Source organism: Candidatus Pseudomonas auctus (assembly GCF_048654275.1).
Lineage (GTDB): Bacteria > Pseudomonadota > Gammaproteobacteria > Pseudomonadales > Pseudomonadaceae > Aquipseudomonas > Aquipseudomonas pharyngis.
This window is the reverse complement of record NZ_JBJYZK010000003.1, coordinates 92,606-113,150: the sequence shown is the minus strand read 5'-3', so window position 1 is coordinate 113,150 and position 20,545 is coordinate 92,606. Positions and strand designations below refer to the sequence as shown.

The window sequence follows — 20,545 nt, the reverse complement described above, 5'->3', positions numbered from 1 at the left end:
GTCAGGCCGAGATGCGCGGGATCGTGTCGTCGCTGCGCAGGGTGAAGATCTCGTAGCCGGTGTCGGTGACAAGCAAGGTGTGTTCCCACTGTGCCGACAGCTTGCGATCCTTGGTGATCGCGGTCCAGCCGTCGCCCAGTACTTTGGTGTCGGCCTTGCCCTGGTTGATCATCGGCTCGATGGTGAAGGTCATGCCGGCCTTCAGTTCCATGCCGGTGCCGGCACGGCCGTAGTGCAGGATCTGCGGTTCTTCGTGGAACACCTTGCCGATGCCGTGGCCGCAGAATTCACGTACCACCGAGAAGCCGTTCTTTTCCGCGTGCTTCTGGATAATTTCGCCGATGTCGCCGAGGCGGCAGCCGGGTTTGACGATCTCGATCGCCTTGTACATGCATTCCTGGGTGACCTGCGACAGGCGCTCGGCCCAGACCGGCACGGTGCCGACGTGGAACATGCGGCTGGTGTCGCCGTGGTAACCGTCCTTGATCACGGTGACGTCGATGTTCAGGGTGTCGCCGTTTTTCAGCGGCTTGTCGTTCGGGATGCCGTGGCAGACCACGTGGTTGATCGAGGTGCAGATCGACTTCGGGTAGCCCTTGTAGTTGAGCGGGGCAGGGATGGCCTGCTGCACGTTGACGATATAGTCGTGGCAGATCTGGTTCAGCTCATCGGTGGTCACGCCAGGCTTAACGTGCTCGGCAATCATTTCCAGCACATCGGCGGCCAGTTTGCCGGCGACACGCATGCCAGCGATGTCCTCGGGGGTTTTGAGGGTGACGGTCATACAGGCTCTCTCTGCGCTCGACGGCGCTTGCTGATACGAACAGGGGCGCGGCTGTTGATTTGGCGGCCCCGAAAAACGCGATTCTAACAGACCAAAGGCGCAAATCCGCGCCTGCGTGTATCGCTTCTCTCTATACAATGCGGCGCATTGTCCCGATTCCAAGGGGCTGGCGCGCATGTCCCTGACGCGATTGCAGATTCCGGGTTCCGTTTGCGTCGCCCCTGTGGTATAAAATGCGCCGCTTTCCGGGGATAGCTCCGGGAGCATTAACCCACACACGTGTCGACACGATGGCCTGGGTGCCTTTGATCCTCGGATCAATGGTTGGTCATTGGGATACGTGGAGGCCCAACCCGACTTATCAAGGAACTATCATGTCCCAAGTCAACATGCGCGATATGCTGAAGGCCGGTGTGCACTTCGGTCACCAAACCCGTTACTGGAATCCGAAAATGGGTAAATACATTTTCGGCGCGCGTAACAAGATTCACATCATCAACCTTGAAAAAACCCTGCCAATGTTCAACGAAGCTCTGACTTTCGTAGAGCGTCTGGCCCAGGGCAAAAACAAGATTCTGTTCGTCGGCACCAAGCGTTCCGCTGGCAAGATCGTTGCTGAAGAAGCAGCACGTTGCGGTTCGCCGTACGTCGATCACCGCTGGTTGGGCGGCATGCTGACCAACTTCAAGACCATTCGTGCTTCCATCAAGCGTCTGCGTGACCTTGAAGTACAAGCCGAAGACGGTACTTTCGCCAAGCTGACCAAGAAAGAAGCGCTGATGCGCACTCGCGATCTTGAGAAGCTGGATCGCTCCCTGGGCGGCATCAAGGACATGGGCGGTCTGCCAGACGCACTGTTCGTGATCGACGTTGACCACGAGCGCATCGCGATCACCGAAGCCAACAAGCTGGGCATCCCGGTCATCGGCGTTGTCGATACCAACAGCAGCCCGGAAGGCGTTGACTACATCATCCCAGGCAACGATGACGCAATCCGCGCTATCCAGCTGTACATGGGTTCGATGGCTGACGCAGTCATCCGCGGTCGCAACAACGTTGCTGGCGGTACTGTAGAATTCGCAGCTGAAGAAACTCAGGCTGCAGCTGAGTAATTGACGCCCTGGCGTTGACTCAGTAAGCAAAAAGGGGGCTTGGCCCCCTTTTTGCCACCTCGAAAACCATCTGTCGGCAGCGCAGCTACAGCATCTGTAACGTGCAGCGGCTACAAACAGGTTCGGGAAGAATTGAACGCCCGTTCGATCGGGTGGAATGGTTGAAAACCTATCCAAGAGGAATTTGAAAATGGCAGCAATTACTGCAGCGTTGGTCAAAGAACTGCGCGAGCGTACCGGCGAAGGCATGATGGATTGCAAGAAAGCCCTGGAAAAGGCTGGCGGCGACATCGAAAAAGCCATTGATGACATGCGTGCTTCGGGCGCCATCAAGGCTGCCAAGAAAGCTGGTAACGTTGCCGCTGAAGGCGCTATCGCCATCAAGGACGACGGCAAGGCTGCCGTTCTGATCGAAGTCAACTCGCAGACCGACTTCCTGGCTCTGCAGGACGACTTCAAAAACTTCGTTGCTGCCAGCGTTGACAAAGCATTCGCTGACAAGCTGACCGATGCAGCTCCGCTGATCGCTTCTCAAGAAGCCGCTCGCGAAGCACTGGTTGCCAAAGTAGGCGAGAACGTCAACATCCGTCGCCTGGTGCGCGTAGAAGGCGACGTAGTCGGCACCTACCTGCACGGCAACAAGATCGGTGTTGCTGTTGTCCTGAAAGGTGGCGACGTCGAGCTGGCCAAAGACATCGCAATGCACGTTGCTGCAAGCAACCCTGAGTTCCTGCTGCCTTCGCAAGTCTCCGACGAAGCGATCGAGCGTGAAAAGGCTGTGTTCCTGCAGCTGAACGAAGAAAAAATCAAAGGCAAGCCAGAAAACATTGTTGAGAACATGGTCAAAGGCCGTATCAGCAAGTTCCTGGCAGAAGCAAGCCTGGTTGAGCAGGCGTTCGTCAAGAACCCTGAAATCAAGGTTGGCGAGCTGGCCAAGAAAGGCGGCGCTGAAATCGTTTCCTTCACCTACTTCAAAGTAGGCGAAGGCATCGAGAAGCCGGTCGACAACTTCGCTGAAGAAGTTGCTGCCCAGCTGGCTGCCGCCAAGCAATAAGACGGTTTTTCAACTGTCGCCCGAAAGAGGCTGCCCGCTCACGCGCGCAGCCTCTTTTCAGATAGGGTTACCAATTTTTAATTGGTTTCCCCTTGGAACTGACTTACAAAGCCATGTTCCGATGGCGCTGAAGCAGCGCCAAGCTAGAGTGAACGCCAGCTGTAAACAGCTCGCAAAGAATTTTTAAAATACGCCGCAGGAGAGATTCGCAATGGCTCAGCAGGGCAGTGGTTATCAGGCTCGCTATAAACGCATTCTACTCAAGCTTAGCGGCGAGGCCCTGATGGGCTCGGAAGAGTTCGGGATCGATCCGAAAGTGCTCGATCGCATGGCGCTGGAAGTCGGCCAACTGGTCGGCATCGGCGTTCAGGTCGGTCTGGTGATCGGCGGTGGCAACCTGTTCCGCGGTGAAGCGCTGAGCAAGGCCGGCATGGATCGGGTCACGGGCGACCACATGGGCATGCTGGCCACTGTGATGAACGCCCTGGCCATGCGCGACGCGCTGGAACGTGCCAATATCTCCGCCATCGTGATGTCGGCCATCTCCATGGTCGGTGTAACCGATCACTATGACCGTCGCAAGGCCATGCGCCACCTGAACTCCAAGGACGTGGTGATCTTCGCGGCCGGTACCGGCAATCCGTTCTTTACCACGGATTCGGCAGCCTGCCTGCGCGCTATTGAAATCGACGCTGATGTCGTGCTCAAGGCGACCAAGGTCGATGGCGTCTACACCGCTGACCCGTTCAAAGACCCGCATGCCGAGAAGTTCGATCATCTGACATACGATGAAGTACTGGATCGCAAGCTGGGTGTAATGGATCTGACGGCTATCTGCCTGTGCCGCGATCACAAGATGCCGCTGCGCGTATTTAACATGAACAAGCCGGGCGCCCTGCTGAACATCGTGCATGGTGGCGCTGAAGGCACTCTGATCGAGGAAGTCCAACAATGATCAACGAAATCAAGAAAGACGCTAAAGAGCGCATGACGAAGTCCGTTGAGTCCCTGGCTCACAACTTCGGCCGTATCCGCACCGGTCAGGCGCACCCGAGCATCCTGGAAGGCGTGATGGTGCCTTACTACGGCGCTGATACCCCGATCAAACAAGTGGCCAACATCACCGTCAAGGATGCCCGTACCCTGCAAGTCGTTGCGTTCGAGCGCAACATGCTGGGTGCCGTGGACAAGGCCATCGGCAGTGCAGGTCTGAACCTGAACCCTACCAACCTGGGTGAGTTGCTGCTGATCAGCATGCCGGCCCTGACTGAAGAAACCCGTCGCGGTTTCACCAAGCAGGCGCGTGATGTGGCTGAAGACGCTCGTGTTGCCGTGCGCAACATCCGTCGCGATGCCAACAGCTCCCTTAAGGATCTGGTCAAGGAAAAGGAAATCAGTGAAGACGAAGAGCGTCGCGCAGCCGGCGAGATCGACGATCTGACCAAGAAGTTCGTGGCTGAAATCGACGCCAAGCTGGCCGAGAAAGAAAAAGACCTGATGGCCGTATAAGGGTCGAGTTTTAAATGGACAAGACCAAGCAGACTGCGCCGTCCGCGGTGCCGCGCCATGTCGCGATCATCATGGATGGCAACAATCGCTGGGCGAAAAAACGCTTCATGCCGGGTGTCGCCGGGCATAAAGCGGGCGTGGACGCTGTACGGGCGGTGATCGAGGTGTGTGCCGAGGCCAAGGTCGAGGTGCTCACCCTGTTCGCTTTTTCCAGTGAAAACTGGCAGCGCCCGGCCGATGAGGTGAGCGCCTTGATGGATCTGTTCTTCAAGGCGTTGCGTCGTGAGGCAAAGCGCCTGAACGACAACAACATCAGTCTGCGCATCATTGGTGACCGTACGCGGTTTCATCCTGAGCTTCAGGCAGCCATGCGTGAAGCCGAAGCGATGACCGCCGGTGCCAACCGTTTCATCCTGCAAATCGCTGCCAACTACGGCGGTCAGTGGGACATTGCGCAAGCGGCACAGCGTCTGGCGCGTGAGGTTCAGGCCGGGCATTTGCGGCCGGAAGACATCACCCCGGATCTGCTGCAGACCTGTCTGGTCACTGGTGATCTGCCGTTGCCTGATTTGTGCATCCGCACCGGCGGCGAGCATCGCATCAGCAACTTCCTCTTGTGGCAGTTGGCCTACGCCGAGTTGTACTTCTCCGACCTGTTCTGGCCGGACTTCAAACACGAAGCCATGCGCAATGCGCTGGCCGATTTCGCTTTGCGCCAGCGTCGCTTCGGTAAAACGAGCGAGCAGGTCGAAGCTGGAGCCCGGGTTTAATGCTTAAACAACGCATCATCACTGCACTGATTCTATTGCCGATCGCCCTGGGTGGTTTTTTCCTGCTCGAAGGGTCCGGTTTTGCCCTGTTCATCGGGCTGGTCGTGAGTCTGGGTGCCTGGGAGTGGGCGCGCCTGGCCGGCTTCACCGCGCAGGCATTCCGTGTCGGCTACGCGGCGGTGGTCGCGCTGATGCTGTTCGTCATGTACATCCTGCCGGGGTTGGCACCATGGGTGCTGGGCGCGTCGGTGATCTGGTGGGTGCTGGCGACCTGGCTGGTGCTGACGTATCCGCGCTCCAGCGAGCATTGGTCCAGCGCCGCCGCCAAGCTGGTAATCGGTTTGCTGATTCTGTTGCCTGCCTGGCAAGGGCTGATGTTGATCAAGCAATACCCGCTCGGTAACTGGTTGATCATGGCGGTGATGGTGCTGGTCTGGGGGGCTGATATCGGGGCGTACTTCTCCGGTCGTGCGTTCGGCAAGCGCAAGCTGGCTCCGCAAGTCAGTCCCGGCAAAAGCTGGGAGGGCGTGTATGGCGGTCTGGCGTTAAGTCTGGTCACCACCACGTTGGTCGCGCTGTTCCGTGACTGGACAGTGGCACAACTGTTCAAGGGTTTGATCGGTGCGGCGGTGATTGTCTTCATCTCGGTGGTGGGCGATCTGACCGAAAGCATGTTCAAGCGCCAGTCCGGCATCAAGGACAGCAGTAATCTGCTGCCCGGCCATGGTGGTGTACTGGATCGCATCGACAGCCTGACGGCGGCGATCCCGGTATTCGCGGTGCTGTTGTGGATGGCGGCGTCGTGAGTCGCCCACAGCAGATTACCGTCCTGGGCGCGACCGGTTCGATCGGTCTGAGCACCCTGGATGTCATCGCCCGGCATCCGGAGCGTTATCAGGCCTTCGCCCTGAGCGGTTTTACCCGCCTGAGCGAACTGTTTGCCCTGTGTGTCCGTCATCTTCCTAAATATGCTGTAGTGCCGGAGGTCGGCGCCGCTCGCAACCTGCAGGATGATTTACGAGCCGCGGGCCTGCCGACGCAGGTGCTGGTCGGCGAGGAAGGATTGTGTCAGGTCGCTGCGGCACCCGAGGTGGATGCCGTCATGGCCGCCATCGTCGGCGCTGCCGGCCTGCGCCCGACTCTCGCGGCAGTCGAGGCGGGCAAGAAGATTCTTCTGGCCAACAAGGAAGCGCTGGTCATGTCCGGCGCCTTGTTCATGCAGGCGGTGCGCAAGAGCGGTTCGGTCCTGTTGCCGATCGACAGCGAACACAACGCGATTTTTCAGTGCATGCCGCAGGACTATGCTCGCGGGCTGAGTAACGTTGGGGTCCGTCGGATTTTGCTGACGGCTTCCGGTGGTCCGTTTCGCCAAACGCCGATGGCCGAACTGGCGCATGTTTCACCGGATCAGGCCTGTGCGCACCCGAACTGGTCCATGGGGCGCAAGATTTCGGTGGATTCGGCCAGCATGATGAACAAGGGGCTCGAACTGATAGAGGCCTGCTGGTTGTTCGATGCCAAGCCATCGCAAGTCGAAGTGGTGATTCACCCGCAGAGCGTGATTCACTCGCTGGTCGATTATGTGGACGGCTCGGTGCTGGCGCAGTTGGGCAATCCCGATATGCGCACGCCGATTGCCAACGCCCTGGCCTGGCCAGAGCGCATTGATTCGGGCGTGGCGCCGCTGGATCTGTTCGCTGTGGCGCGCCTGGATTTCGAAGCTCCCGACGAGGAGCGTTTCCCGTGCCTGCGCCTGGCGCGGCAGGCCGCCGAGGCGGGAAACAGTGCCCCGGCCATGCTCAACGCGGCGAATGAAGTGGCGGTTGCCGCGTTTCTCGACGGACGGGTTCGCTACCTGGAAATCGCGAGTATCATCGAGGAAGTCTTGAATCTCGAGCCTGTGGTGGCGCTGGATGATCTCGATGCGGTGTTCGCCGCTGATGCAACCGCCCGGACATTGGCCGGGCAGTGGTTGAGTCGTCACGGCCGATAGGTCTTGCAATACATGGCTTCACGCGGCACTGGACAGGATTGCGGAGAAAGTAGATGAGCGCGCTCTATATGATTGCCGGCACCCTGATCGCTCTGGGTGTGCTGGTCACCTTTCACGAATTCGGCCACTTCTGGGTCGCGCGTCGCTGTGGCGTCAAGGTTCTGCGTTTCTCCGTTGGCTTCGGCATGCCGCTGCTGCGCTGGCATGACAAGCAGGGTACGGAGTTTGTAGTCGCCGCGATTCCGCTGGGTGGCTACGTCAAGATGCTCGACGAGCGCGAAGGCGAAGTGCCGGCCGATCAGCTTCATCAGTCATTCAATCGCAAGTCCGTGCGTCAGCGCATCGCCATCGTCGCGGCCGGCCCTGTGGCCAACTTCCTGCTCGCGCTGGTGTTCTTCTGGGTGCTGGCGATGCTCGGCAGCGAGCAGATTCGTCCGGTCATCGGTTCGGTGGAGTCCGGCAGCATCGCTGCGACAGCGGGGCTGAGCGCTGGTCAGGAAATCGTTGCCATCGACGGTGAGCCGACCTCGGGCTGGGCTGCGGTCAACCTGCAGTTGGTGCGACGCCTGGGGGAAAGCGGCTCACTGCAATTGATGGTGCGCGAGCCTGGCTCCACGGCTGACTCACCTCGTGAGCTGGCGCTCGATAAATGGCTCAAAGGGGCTGACGAGCCGGACCCGATTCGCTCCCTCGGTATTCGTCCTTGGCGCCCGGCATTGCCGCCGGTGCTGGCCGAACTTGATCCGAAAGGCCCTGCCCAGACAGCCGGGCTGAAAACCGGTGATCGTCTGTTGACGCTTGATGGCAAGGCGCTGGATGACTGGCAGCAGGTGGTCGATACCGTTCGTACGCGTCCTGATACCAAAATCGTGCTGCGCGTCGAGCGCGACGGTGTTCAAATCGACGTCCCTGTGACATTGGCTGCGCGTGGCGATAAAAAGTCGCCAAGCGGTTACCTGGGGGCAGGTGTCAAGGCTGTCGACTGGCCGCCGGAAATGATTCGCGAGGTCAGTTACGGGCCTTTGGCGGCGATTGGCGAGGGTGCCCGTCGTACCTGGACCATGAGCGTACTGACGCTGGATTCACTGAAGAAAATGCTCTTCGGCGAGCTCTCGGTAAAAAACTTGAGTGGACCGATAACCATTGCTAAAGTGGCGGGCGCTTCTGCCCAGTCGGGCGTCGCTGATTTCCTGAATTTCCTTGCTTATCTGAGTATTAGCCTGGGGGTTCTGAATTTGCTGCCCATTCCTGTACTGGATGGGGGGCATTTGTTGTTTTATCTGATCGAGTGGGCGCGTGGTCGTCCCTTGTCGGATCGGGTGCAAGGTTGGGGGATACAGATCGGTATCAGCTTGGTGGTCGGGGTGATGTTGCTTGCTCTGGTCAACGATCTGGGTCGTCTGTAACGCTTCGCTGAATTGCGAATCTGCCGCATTTTGCGGCAGTTTGTTTATTGCCAGTTGGAATAAGAAAGGACTTCATGAAACGTCTGCTGCTAACTGCGGTTCTCACCGTATTGATGATCGCCGAAGTTCACGCCGAGTCCTTCACTATCTCTGATATTCGCGTCAATGGCCTCCAGCGGGTCTCCGCGGGTAGCGTCTTTGGTGCCTTGCCGTTGAACGTCGGCGAGCAGGCGGATGATCGTCGCCTGGTGGAATCCACTCGTGCGCTGTTCAAAACCGGTTTCTTTCAAGATATCCAGCTGGGCCGCGAAGGCAACGTTCTGGTGATCACGGTCGTCGAGCGTCCCTCGGTCGCCAGCATCGAGATCGAAGGCAACAAGGCGATCTCCACCGAAGACCTGATGAAAGGCCTCAAGCAGTCCGGTCTGGCCGAAGGCGAGATCTTCCAGCGCGCGACCCTCGAAGGCGTGCGTAACGAGCTGCAACGTCAATACGTTGCACAAGGTCGTTACTCGGCTACCGTCGATACCGAAGTGGTCTCGCAGCCGCGCAACCGCGTCGGCCTGAAAGTGAAGATCAACGAAGGCACCGTCGCCGCCATTCAGCACATCAACGTGGTGGGCAACACGGTTTTCCCCGAGGAAGACCTGACCGACCTGTTCGAACTGAAAACCACCAACTGGCTGTCGTTCTTCAAGAACGACGACAAGTATGCCCGTGAAAAACTGTCCGGTGACCTGGAGCGTCTGCGTTCCTACTACCTGGACCGTGGCTATATCAACATGGATATCGCTTCGACCCAGGTGTCCATCACCCCGGACAAGAAGCACGTCTACATCACCGTCAACGTCAACGAAGGCGAGAAGTACACCGTTCGTGACGTCAAGCTCAGCGGTGACCTGAAAGTCCCTGAGGACCAGGTCAAGTCGCTGTTGCTGGTGCAGAAGGGTCAGGTGTTCTCGCGCAAGCTGATGACCACCACTTCCGAACTGATCACCCGTCGTCTGGGTAACGAGGGTTACACCTTCGCCAACGTCAACGGCGTGCCACAACCGCACGATGAAGATCACACCGTCGATATCCTGTTCGCTGTCGATCCGGGCAAGCGTGCCTACGTCAACCGCATCAACTTCCGTGGCAACACCAAGTCCGAGGACGAAGTGCTGCGTCGTGAAATGCGTCAGATGGAAGGTGGCTGGGCTTCGACCTACCTGATCGACCAGTCCAAGACCCGTCTGGAGCGTCTGGGCTTCTTTAAAGAAGTCAACGTCGAGACCCCGGCTGTGCCAGGTGTCGATGACCAGGTTGACGTGAACTACAGCGTTGAAGAGCAGGCTTCCGGTTCGATCACCGCCAGCGTCGGTTTCGCCCAGAGTGCCGGTCTGATCCTCGGTGGTTCGATCACCCAGAACAACTTCCTCGGTACCGGTAACCGCGTCAGCGTCGGCCTGACCCGCAGCGAATACCAGAGCCGCTACAACTTCGGCTACGTTGACCCGTACTGGACCGCCGATGGCGTGAGCCTGGGTTACAACGCTTTCTATCGCACCACCGACTACAAAGACCTCGATGTCGACGTAGCGAGCTATGCGGTAGACAGCCTGGGTGCCGGCGTGAACGTGGGCTACCCGATCAGCGAGACTTCGCGTCTGACCTTCGGCCTGTCCGCTCAGCAGGACAAGATCAAGACCGGCCAGTACACCGTTGACGAGATTTTCGACTTCGTTAAGCGTGAAGGCGACAACTACCTGAACTTCAAGGCTTCGGCCGGCTGGTCCGAGTCGACCCTGAACAAGGGTGTGCTGCCAACCCGTGGTCGTTCCCAGAGCCTGACCCTGGAAACCACCATTCCAGGCAGCGATCTGTCGTTCTTCAAGCTCGATTACCGTGGCCAGTTGTTCCAGCCTTTGAGCGAGAACTACACCATGCGCCTGCACACCGAGCTGGGCTATGGCGATGGTTACGGTTCGACCGACGGCTTGCCGTTCTATGAAAACTACTATGCTGGTGGTTTCAACTCGGTTCGTGGCTTTAAAGACAGCACGCTGGGTCCACGCAGTACCCCTAGTCGTGGCGCCGGTGTGACCGGTAACGCCGGTACGTTGCGTGACCCGGATCAGGATCCGCTGCCGTTCGGTGGCAACGTGTTGATCCAGGGTGGTGTCGAGGTGTTGTTCCCGCTGCCATTCGTCAAGGATCAGCGTTCGCTGCGTACTTCGGTATTCTGGGACGTGGGTAACGTATTTGACTCCAAGTGCGAGAAGACTACCAACGCGACTGTCGGCTCGACTTCTGCCACTCAGTGCAACGACATCAGCCTCAGCAACATGGCCAGCTCCGTCGGTGTCGGCGTGACCTGGGTCACCGCACTGGGCCCGCTGAGCTTTGCACTGGCGATGCCGATCAAGAAACCGGATGAAGCTGAAACTCAAGTGTTCCAATTCTCCCTGGGCCAGACGTTCTAAGCGTCTGACCCAAGACAACGACAATGGATTTTGTAGGAGTGCATCGTGCGTAAGTTGACTCAATTGGTTCTCCTGGCCTCCGTACTGGTGGCAGGCCCGGCATTTGCCGACATGAAAATCGCCGTCCTGAACTATCAGATGGCTCTGCTGGAATCCGACGCGGCGAAGAAGTACGCCGTGGATGCCGAGAAGAAGTTTGGCCCGCAACTGACCAAGCTCAAGACCCTGGAAAGCAGTGCCAAGGGCATTCAGGATCGTCTGATGGCCGGTGGCGACAAGATGCAGCAAGGCGAGCGCGAGCGTCTGGAGCTTGAGTTCAAGCAAAAGGCTCGTGACTTCCAGTTCCAGTCCAAGGAGCTGAACGAAGCCAAGGCTGTTGCCGACCGCGAAATGCTCAAGCAACTGAAGCCGAAACTGGATAGCGCAGTGGAAGAAGTCATCAAGAAAGGTGGTTTTGACCTGGTGTTCGAGCGTGGCGCAGTAATCGATGTCAAACCTCAGTACGACATCACGCGCCAGGTTATCGAGCGCATGAATCAGCTGAAGTAACCCATGACCGTGACTATCAAGCTCGGCCAGTTGGCCGAGTTCCTCGGCGCCACCCTGAGTGGCGACCCCGAGAAGCAAATCACTGGGCTAGCCACCTTGCAGGAGGCTGGCCCAGCTCAGTTGAGCTTTCTGGCAAACCCCCAATACCGTAAATACCTGGCTGGCTCGCAGGCCGCAGCCCTGTTGCTCAAGGCTGCCGACGCGGAAGGTTATGCCGGTAATGCGCTGGTGGTGCCGGATCCTTACCTGGCTTACGCACGCATTTCCCATCTGTTCGATCCGAAGCCCAAGGCCACTGCCGGCATTCATCCGACGGCAGTGATTGCCGAGGATGCCGTGGTCGATCCGAGCGCCAGTGTTGGTCCCTTCGTGGTGATTGAGGCTGGTGCGCGAATCGGCGCAGGCGTGACGCTCGGTGCACATTGCGTCGTCGGTGCACGCAGTGAAATCGGCGAGGGCGGCTGGCTGGCCCCGCGGGTCACGCTGTATCACGATGTGCGGATCGGCAAACGCGTGGTGATCCAGTCTGGTGCCGTACTTGGTGGTGAAGGCTTCGGCTTCGCCAACGAGAAGGGCATCTGGCAGAAAATTGCCCAGATCGGTGGCGTGACCATCGGTGACGATGTGGAGATTGGCGTGAATACCGCCATCGACCGCGGTGCGCTGGCCGATACCGTGATCGGCAATGGCGTGAAGCTCGACAACCAGATTCAGATCGCCCACAACGTGCAGGTCGGTGACCACACCGCCATGGCCGCGTGCGTGGGGATTTCCGGCAGCACCAAAATCGGCAAGCACTGCATGCTCGCCGGGGGTGTTGGCCTGGTAGGGCACATCGATATTTGCGACAACGTATTCCTGACCGGGATGACCATGGTGACCCACTCGATTACCGAGCCGGGTGCCTATTCTTCCGGCACAGCCATGCAACCGGCGGCCGAATGGCGCAAAAGCGCGGCCCGTATTCGTCAGCTCGATGACATCGCGCGACGTTTGAAACAGCTGGAAAAGCGCTCCGGGGAAGTGACCCCTGGCGGTAATGCTTCATCTGAAGGCTGATACCATTTCCATATCAAGTGTGCACAGCCTCTGGACTGCCTCCTTGATTTGCTAGAGGAGTGCGCGTCAGTCGCGCTCCCAATCTTTACATAGGCTTCCCCCCGAAATGATGGACATCAACGAGATTCGCGAATACCTGCCTCACCGTTACCCGTTCCTGCTGGTGGACCGGGTAGTGGAGCTGGATACGGAAGGCAAGCGCATTCGCGCCTACAAGAATGTCAGCATCAACGAACCGTTCTTCAACGGTCACTTCCCAGCGCACCCGATCATGCCGGGCGTGCTGATTATCGAAGCCATGGCTCAGGCTGCCGGGATCCTCGGTTTCAAGATGCTTGACGTGAAACCGGCCGACGGCACCCTTTATTACTTTGTCGGCTCCGACAAACTGCGTTTCCGCCAGCCAGTGCTGCCGGGGGATCAGTTGATCCTCGAAGCCAAGTTCATCAGCTGCAAGCGTCAGATCTGGAAGTTCGAATGCCAGGCTTCGGTCGACGGCAAACCGGTCTGCTCGGCTGAAATCATCTGTGCGGAACGCAAGCTATGAGTTTGATTGACCCTCGCGCAATCATCGATCCGTCGGCCGTGTTGGGCGATGGCGTCGAGGTCGGCCCGTGGTCGATCATCGGTGCAGGTGTGGAAATCGGCGAGGGTACGGTCATCGGGCCACACGTGATCCTCAAAGGTCCGACCCGTATCGGCAAGCACAACCGCATCTACCAGTTTTCCTCGGTAGGCGAAGACACGCCGGACCTGAAATACAAGGGCGAAGAAACCCGTCTGGTGATCGGTGACCACAACGTCATCCGTGAAGGTGTGACAATCCACCGTGGCACCGTTCAGGATCGTTCCGAAACGACTCTGGGTGATCACAACCTGATCATGGCCTATGCCCACATCGGACATGACAGCGTCATCGGCAACCACTGCATTCTGGTCAACAACACCGCGCTGGCCGGCCATGTGCACGTTGATGACTGGGCAATCCTGTCCGGTTTCACCCTGGTTCATCAGTACTGCCACATTGGCGCCCACAGCTTTTCCGGCATGGGTACAGCGATCGGCAAGGACGTCCCGGCGTTCGTCACCGTATTCGGCAACCCGGCCGAAGCGCGCAGCATGAACTTCGAGGGCATGCGCCGTCGCGGTTTCAGTGAAGACGCCATTCACGCGCTGCGCCGTGCGTACAAAACGGTGTATCGCCAGGGACTGACCGTCGAGCAGGCGCTGGCCGAACTGGCCGAGCCGTCCGCCCAGTTCCCGGAGGTCGCGATGTTCCGTGACTCCATCCAGTCGTCGACCCGCGGCATCACCCGCTGACCATGGCTAATCTGCGTATTGCGCTGGTGGCGGGGGAGGCTTCCGGTGACATTTTGGGCGCAGGCCTGATGCGTGCCCTCAAGGCACAGCACCCTGCGGTGGAGTTCATCGGTGTCGGTGGCCCGCTGATGCAGGCCGAAGGCCTGACTTCCTATTTTCCGATGGAGCGTCTGTCGGTCATGGGCCTGGTGGAAGTCCTGGGACGCTTGCGTGAACTGCTCAAGCGCCGCAAAGACCTGATCGCTACGCTTATCGCTGAAAAACCGGATGTGTTCATCGGCATCGACGCACCGGATTTCAACCTCAATATCGAACTCAAGCTACGTCAGGCCGGAATCAAGACCGTGCACTACGTCAGCCCATCGGTGTGGGCGTGGCGGCAGAAGCGGGTGCTGAAGATCCGCGAAGGCTGCGACCTGATGCTCACGCTGCTGCCGTTCGAAGCCAGCTTCTACGAAGAGAAGGGCGTGCCGGTGCGGTTCGTCGGCCATACGCTGGCCGATACCATTCCGCTGGAGGCTGATCGCGCCGCCGCGCGTGCCGAACTCGGTCTGCCGGACGGTCCGCTGGTGGCTTTGATGCCGGGCAGCCGGGGCGGCGAAGTCAGCCGTCTGGGTGCGTTGTTCCTTGATACCGCCGAACGCTTGCGGGCCATGCGCCCGGGTGTGCGTTTCGTCATCCCGTGCGCCAGCCCCGAGCGTCGTGCCCAGCTTGAAGAATTGCTGGCTGGCCGCGATCTGCCAGTGACCCTGCTCGATGGCAAATCCCATCTGGCGCTGGCGGCGTGCAACGCGGTTCTGATTGCATCCGGTACTGCCACGCTGGAAGCGCTGCTGTACAAGCGCCCGATGGTGGTGGCGTACCGTCTTGCGCCGCTGACGTTCTGGATTCTCAAACGCATGGTCAAGAGTCCGTACGTCTCCCTGCCGAACCTGCTGGCCCAGCGACTGCTGGTGCCGGAATTGTTGCAGGATGATGCGACGGTCGAGGCGCTTGCCCAGACCCTGTCGCCATTGATCGACGGTGGCGAAGAGCAGACCCGTGGCTTCGACGAGATCCATCGCACTCTACGCCTGGACGCTTCCAATCAGGCGGCTGACGCCGTTCTGAACCTGATCGGGCAAACACGATGAGCAAGACAAGCATGCAGATGGGCCTGGATTTCACCCTGGTCGCCGAAGTCGAAGAGCTGGTGGCCGGCGTGGATGAAGTCGGTCGCGGTCCGTTGTGCGGAGCGGTCGTCACCGCAGCGGTGATCCTCGATCCGAATCGGCCGATCCTCGGTCTCAACGACTCGAAAAAACTCACCGAAGCCAAGCGCGAAAAGCTCTACGACGAAATCTGCGAGAAGGCGCTCAGCTGGTGCATCGCCCGCGCCGAGGTCGAAGAAATCGACGAGCTGAACATCCTTCACGCCACCATGCTGGCGATGCAACGCGCGGTCGCTGGCCTGCACATCCAGCCGAAACTGGCGATGATCGACGGCAATCGCTGCCCGAAACTGCCGATGCGTTCCGAAGCGGTGGTGCAGGGCGACGGCAAGGTGCCGGCGATTGCAGCGGCATCGATTCTGGCCAAGGTCAGCCGCGACCGCGAGATGGCGGCGTTCGAATTGATCTACCCGGGTTACGGCATCGGCGGCCATAAGGGCTATCCGACCCCCGTTCATCTGGAAGCGCTGTCACGCCTCGGGCCGACGCCGATTCACCGGCGTTCGTTTGCCCCGGTGCGTCAGGCTTACGAAGCGCTGGAAGGCCTGACGCAGGTTTAGCGGCAAGGCTGATGTTTTGTTCGGGGCCCGGTACAATCCGGGCCTTGTTGTCTCTATGTAACTGGACAGGATCACTATGCCGGCTTCATTCGTTCATCTACGCCTGCACACTGAATACTCCCTGGTCGATGGGCTCGTGCGGATCAAGCCGCTGGTCAAGGCCCTGACCGGCATGGGCATGCCGGCCGTTGCGGTGACCGACCAGAACAACATGTGTTCGCTGGTCAAATTCTATAAAAACACCATGGGTGCCGGGATCAAGCCGATCTGCGGCGCCGACCTGTGGCTGTCGAACAAGGACCCGGATGGTCCGCTGAGCCGCATCAGCCTGCTGGTCATGAATGCCCAGGGCTATCGCAACCTGACCGAATTGATTTCCCGTGGCTTCATCGACGGTCAGCGCAACGGCATGGTCATCATCGAGCGCGAGTGGGTCGCCGAGGCCAACGAAGGCCTGATCATGCTGTCCGCCGCGAAGGAAGGCGAGATCGGCATGGCCATGATCGGCGGCAACCCCGCCGAAGCTGAAACCCTGGCGCGCGAATGGATGGCGGTGTTCCCGGATCGTTTCTATCTGGAAATTCAGCGTACCAATCGTCCGAACGACGAAGAACAGTTGCACGGTGCCGTGGCCCTGGCGGACAAGCTCGGCGCGCCGCTGGTAGCCACCAACGACGTGCGCTTCATCAAGCAGGAAGACTTCGCCGCCCACGAAACCCGCGTCTGCATCGGTGAGGGCCGGGCTCTCGACGATCCGCGGCGTTCGAAGAACTACAGCGACCAGCAGTATCTGAAAAGCGCCGAGGAAATGGCCGAGCTGTTCAGCGACCTGCCGGATGCGATCGAGAACACCGTCGAGATCGCCAAGCGTTGCAACATTGATGTGAAGCTGGGCAAGCACTTCCTGCCGGATTACCCGATTCCCGATGGCATGACCATCGACGAGTATTTCCGCAAGGTCTCGTTCGATGGGCTGGAAGAACGCCTCAGCGTGCTGCTGCCCAAGGACACCACCGAGGACTACGAGGCCAAGCGTCAGGTCTACGTTGACCGGCTGAATTTCGAGCTGGATATCATCATCCAGATGGGGTTCCCCGGTTACTTCCTGATCGTGATGGACTTTATCCAGTGGGCCAAGAACAACGGCGTGCCGGTGGGCCCTGGCCGGGGGTCGGGTGCCGGATCGCTGGTGGCCTATGTACAGAAGATCACCGACCTCGACCCGCTGGAATATGACCTACTGTTCGAACGTTTCCTCAATCCGGAACGGGTATCGATGCCCGACTTCGACGTCGACTTCTGCATGGATGGTCGCGACCGGGTGATCGATTACGTGGCCGAAAAGTACGGCCGCAACGCGGTGAGCCAGATCATCACCTTCGGTTCCATGGCAGCGAAGGCTGTGGTCCGCGACGTGGCGCGGGCCCAGGGCAAGTCGTTCGGCCTGGCCGATCGCCTGTCGAAGATGATTCCGTTCGAAGTCGGCATGACCCTGGAAAAAGCCTACGAGCAGGAAGAAATCCTGCGCGACTTCATCAAGGTCGATGAAGAAGCGGCGGAAATCTGGGAGATGGCGCGCAAGCTCGAAGGTGTGGTGCGTAACGTCGGTAAACACGCCGGTGGTGTGGTGATCGCGCCAACCAAGCTGACCGACTTCTCGCCGATCTATTGCGACGAGGCCGGCGACGGTCTGGTGACCCAGTTCGACAAGGACGACGTCGAGGCGGCCGGTCTGGTGAAGTTCGACTTCCTCGGCCTGCGGACCCTGACGATCATCGACTGGGCGCTGAAGACCATCAACCGCGACCGCGCCAAGGTCAACGAACCGCCGCTGGACATCGCGTTCATCCCGCTGGATGACAAGCCGACTTATCAGCTGCTGCAAAAAGCTGAAACCACCGCGGTGTTCCAGCTTGAATCCCGCGGCATGAAAGAGCTGATCAAAAAGCTCAAGCCCGACTGCCTCGAAGACCTGATCGCACTGGTGGCCCTGTTCCGTCCGGGCCCGCTGCAATCGGGCATGGTGGATGACTTCATTAACCGTAAGCACGGTCGCGCGGAGCTTGCGTATCCGCACCCGGATTACCAGTACGAAGGTTTGCAGCCGGTACTGGCGCCGACGTACGGCATCATCCTGTATCAGGAACAGGTGATGCAGATCGCCCAGGTCATGGCCGGTTACACCCTCGGTGGTGCGGACATGCTGCGTCGGGCGATGGGCAAGAAGAAACCCGAGGAAATGGCCAAGCAGCGCGGCGGTTTCATTGAGGGTTGTGCGTCGAACAATATCGACGCGGATCTGGCCGGTAACATTTTCGATCTGGTGGAAAAATTCGCCGGTTACGGCTTCAACAAATCCCACTCCGCCGCCTACGGCCTGGTCTCGTACCAGACCGCCTGGCTGAAAGCCCACTACCCGGCGCCGTTCATGGCCGCGGTACTGTCGGCGGATATGCACAACACCGACAAGGTTGTGACCTTGATCGAAGAAGTGCGCACGATGAAGCTGCGCCTCGACGCGCCGGACGTGAACACCTCGGAGTTCAAGTTCACGGTGAACGACGAAGGCCGCATCGTGTATGGCCTGGGCGCGATCAAAGGTGTCGGTGAAGGCCCGGTGGAAGCGATCACCGAGGCCCGTCAGGCCGGTCCGTTCAAGGATCTGTTCGACTTCTGCGCCCGGGTCGACCTCAAACGCATCAACAAACGCACGCTGGACGGTCTGATCCGCAGCGGCGCGCTGGATCGCCTCGGCCCGTACTTCCATGACGAGCAAAAGGCTTACCAGGCCAATATCGACCGCAACCGCGCCGTGCTGCTGGCGGCGATGGAAGAGGCGATCAAGTCGGCCGAGCAGACCGCGCGCACCCGCGACAGTGGTCACGCCGACCTGTTCGGCGGGTTGTTCGTCGAGGAAGACGCGGACGTTTACGCGGTCCACCGCAAGGCGAAAGAGCTGACCCTCAAGGAACGGCTCAAAGGTGAAAAAGACACCTTGGGCCTGTACCTGACCGGCCACCCGATCGACGAATACGAAGGCGAAATCCGCCGTTTCGCCCGCCAGCGCATCATCGACCTGAAACCGGCCCGGGACACCCAGACCGTGGCGGGGATGATCATCGCCCTGCGGGTGATGAAGAACAAAAAGGGCGACAAGATGGGCTTCATCACCCTCGACGACCGCTCCGGGCGGATCGAGGCATCGCTGTTCGCCGATGCGTTCCACTCCGCGCAATCGCTGCTGCAGACCGACGCAATGGTGGTGGTCGAAGGCGAGGTCAGCAACGACGATTTCTCTGGCGGTCTGCGCCTGCGGGTCAAGCGGGTGATGAGCATGGAAGATGCACGCACCAATCTTGCCGAGAGCCTGCGCCTGAAGTTGCAGACACAGGATCTGAAAGGCGATCAGCTACGCTGGTTGGGTGATTTGCTCAAGCGTCATCGCGGTGCGTGCCCGATCACCATGGAATACACCAGTCCCGATGCGAAGACCTTGCTGCAGTTTGGCGAGACCTGGCGGATTGACCCGGCGGATGCCTTGATTCAAGCCCTGCGTGACCAGTTCGGGCGAGACAACGTCTTCCTCCAATACCGTTGACCGGCAGGTGCCATCAAAGCGCCTGCCCACAACCTGAATTTTTAATCTCGACCTCAGCGCGCCTCTCCCTTAAGGTAGGGCGCGAATAGACAACCGGCCGGCCCAAGCTCATTTGGGACACGACCCAAGACGGACGCCTATGAACCCGAATTTTCTAGATTTCGAACAGCCGATCGCCGACCTGCAAGCCAAGATCGAAGAGTTGCGCTTGGTCGGTAATGACAATTCGCTGAATATCGGCGATGAGATCTCCCGCCTGCAGGACAAGAGCAAGACGCTGACCGAAGACATCTTCGGCAAGCTGACCAGCTGGCAGATCGCACGTCTGGCGCGTCACCCGAAACGTCCTTACACCCTGGACTACATCGAGCACATCTTCACCGAGTTCGACGAACTGCACGGTGACCGTCACTTCTCCGACGACGCGGCCATTGTGGGCGGCGTGGCACGTCTGGAAGACCAGCCAGTGATGGTGATCGGTCACCAGAAGGGCCGTGAAGTGCGTGAAAAGGTACGCCGCAACTTCGGCATGCCGCGTCCGGAAGGTTACCGCAAGGCCTGCCGCCTGATGGAAATGGCCGAGCGTTTCAAGATGCCGATCCTGACCTTCATCGACACCCCGGGCGCGTACCCTGGGATCGATGCTGAAGAGCGCAACCAGAGCGAAGCGATCGCCTGGAACCTGCGCGTCATGGCCCGCCTGAAAACCCCGATCATCGCCACCGTGATTGGTGAAGGTGGTTCCGGCGGTGCACTGGCGATCGGCGTGTGCGACCAGTTGAACATGCTGCAGTACTCGACCTACGCGGTGATCTCGCCGGAAGGCTGCGCTTCGATTCTGTGGAAAACCGCAGAGAAGGCGCCGGATGCTGCTGAAGCGATGGGCATCACCGCCGAGCGTCTGAAAGGTCTGGGCATCGTCGACAAGGTGATCAGCGAGCCCCTGGGCGGCGCCCACCGTGATCCGGCCGCTGCCGCAGCATCGATCCGCGCCGAGCTGAGCTCGCAACTGGCGATGCTGAAGAAGTTCGACAACGAAGCGCTGCTCAAGCGTCGTTATGATCGTCTGATGAGCTACGGTCTCTAAGTCGAGCCGTTTCGGCCAACGATGCAAAACACTGTGGGAGCGGGCTTGCCCGCGAATGCGATGTAACA

At 59.3% G+C, this 20,545-nt stretch carries 18 protein-coding genes; 17 read left to right on the top strand and 1 reads right to left on the bottom strand.

All coding sequences use genetic code 11. The features are described from left to right. Nucleotide 1: 1 nt before the first annotated feature. Nucleotides 2–784, bottom strand: coding sequence for a type I methionyl aminopeptidase (map, locus tag ACKUG4_RS06970; RefSeq protein ID WP_039769663.1), 783 nt, complete (start codon nt 782–784; stop codon nt 2–4). Nucleotides 785–1,158: 374 nt separating this feature from the next. Here map and rpsB point away from each other — a divergent pair, with 374 nt between their 5' ends. From rpsB to ACKUG4_RS06885, 17 genes are all read left to right on the top strand, one after another. After that, on the top strand, nt 1,159–1,896 hold the full coding sequence (gene rpsB / locus ACKUG4_RS06965) for a 30S ribosomal protein S2 (RefSeq protein ID WP_008052780.1): 738 nt from the start codon (nt 1,159–1,161) through the stop codon (nt 1,894–1,896). 190 nt (nt 1,897–2,086) lie between these two features. Further along, entirely contained in the window at nt 2,087–2,950 is an 864-nt protein-coding gene (gene tsf / locus ACKUG4_RS06960) for a translation elongation factor Ts (protein ID WP_064593783.1), read from the top strand. A 211-nt stretch (nt 2,951–3,161) separates the two neighbouring features. Then, nucleotides 3,162–3,905, top strand: coding sequence for a UMP kinase (gene pyrH / locus ACKUG4_RS06955; RefSeq protein ID WP_011332683.1), 744 nt, complete (start codon nt 3,162–3,164; stop codon nt 3,903–3,905). Continuing rightward, nucleotides 3,902–4,459: a ribosome recycling factor gene (gene frr, locus ACKUG4_RS06950; RefSeq protein WP_011332684.1), complete on the top strand. Its 558-nt coding sequence runs from the start codon at nt 3,902–3,904 to the stop codon at nt 4,457–4,459. The genes pyrH and frr overlap by 4 nt, the downstream gene beginning before the upstream one ends. Nucleotides 4,460–4,473: 14 nt before the next feature. Next, on the top strand, nt 4,474–5,229 hold the full coding sequence (gene uppS / locus ACKUG4_RS06945; protein ID WP_007954779.1) for a polyprenyl diphosphate synthase: 756 nt from the start codon (nt 4,474–4,476) through the stop codon (nt 5,227–5,229). Beyond that, nucleotides 5,229–6,035: a phosphatidate cytidylyltransferase gene (locus tag ACKUG4_RS06940; protein ID WP_445433704.1), complete on the top strand. Its 807-nt coding sequence runs from the start codon at nt 5,229–5,231 to the stop codon at nt 6,033–6,035. The genes uppS and ACKUG4_RS06940 overlap by 1 nt, the downstream gene beginning before the upstream one ends. After that, nucleotides 6,032–7,222: a 1-deoxy-D-xylulose-5-phosphate reductoisomerase gene (gene ispC, locus ACKUG4_RS06935; RefSeq protein WP_085647793.1), complete on the top strand. Its 1,191-nt coding sequence runs from the start codon at nt 6,032–6,034 to the stop codon at nt 7,220–7,222. The genes ACKUG4_RS06940 and ispC overlap by 4 nt, the downstream gene beginning before the upstream one ends. Nucleotides 7,223–7,275: 53 nt before the next feature. After that, the gene (rseP, locus tag ACKUG4_RS06930; protein WP_210711080.1) at nt 7,276–8,628 is read left to right on the top strand and encodes a sigma E protease regulator RseP; all 1,353 of its coding nucleotides are present in this window, start codon (nt 7,276–7,278) and stop codon (nt 8,626–8,628) included. Between the two features lie 74 nt (nt 8,629–8,702). Then, a complete protein-coding gene (gene bamA / locus ACKUG4_RS06925) occupies nt 8,703–11,093 on the top strand; it encodes an outer membrane protein assembly factor BamA (RefSeq protein WP_039769675.1) in 2,391 nt (796 codons plus the stop codon). A gap of 45 nt (nt 11,094–11,138) precedes the next feature. Beyond that, entirely contained in the window at nt 11,139–11,642 is a 504-nt protein-coding gene (locus tag ACKUG4_RS06920) for an OmpH/Skp family outer membrane protein (RefSeq protein WP_003222140.1), read from the top strand. 3 nt (nt 11,643–11,645) lie between these two features. Further along, nucleotides 11,646–12,701: a UDP-3-O-(3-hydroxymyristoyl)glucosamine N-acyltransferase gene (gene lpxD, locus ACKUG4_RS06915; protein WP_445433703.1), complete on the top strand. Its 1,056-nt coding sequence runs from the start codon at nt 11,646–11,648 to the stop codon at nt 12,699–12,701. A 106-nt stretch (nt 12,702–12,807) separates the two neighbouring features. Next, nucleotides 12,808–13,248, top strand: a complete 441-nt coding sequence (fabZ, locus tag ACKUG4_RS06910) for a 3-hydroxyacyl-ACP dehydratase FabZ (RefSeq protein WP_003222142.1) — start codon at nt 12,808–12,810, stop codon at nt 13,246–13,248. Further along, nucleotides 13,245–14,021 (top strand): acyl-ACP--UDP-N-acetylglucosamine O-acyltransferase, encoded by a 777-nt coding sequence (gene lpxA, locus ACKUG4_RS06905; RefSeq protein ID WP_085612293.1) that lies wholly within the window; start codon nt 13,245–13,247, stop codon nt 14,019–14,021. The genes fabZ and lpxA overlap by 4 nt, the downstream gene beginning before the upstream one ends. Nucleotides 14,022–14,023: 2 nt before the next feature. After that, the gene (gene lpxB / locus ACKUG4_RS06900; RefSeq protein WP_064593792.1) at nt 14,024–15,154 is read left to right on the top strand and encodes a lipid-A-disaccharide synthase; all 1,131 of its coding nucleotides are present in this window, start codon (nt 14,024–14,026) and stop codon (nt 15,152–15,154) included. A gap of 11 nt (nt 15,155–15,165) precedes the next feature. After that, nucleotides 15,166–15,792, top strand: a complete 627-nt coding sequence (gene rnhB, locus ACKUG4_RS06895; RefSeq protein ID WP_064379016.1) for a ribonuclease HII — start codon at nt 15,166–15,168, stop codon at nt 15,790–15,792. Between the two features lie 76 nt (nt 15,793–15,868). Beyond that, nucleotides 15,869–19,390, top strand: coding sequence for a DNA polymerase III subunit alpha (dnaE, locus tag ACKUG4_RS06890; RefSeq protein ID WP_039769683.1), 3,522 nt, complete (start codon nt 15,869–15,871; stop codon nt 19,388–19,390). Between the two features lie 139 nt (nt 19,391–19,529). After that, nucleotides 19,530–20,477: an acetyl-CoA carboxylase carboxyltransferase subunit alpha gene (locus tag ACKUG4_RS06885; RefSeq protein ID WP_011332694.1), complete on the top strand. Its 948-nt coding sequence runs from the start codon at nt 19,530–19,532 to the stop codon at nt 20,475–20,477. The last annotated feature ends 68 nt before the right edge of the window (nt 20,478–20,545 follow it).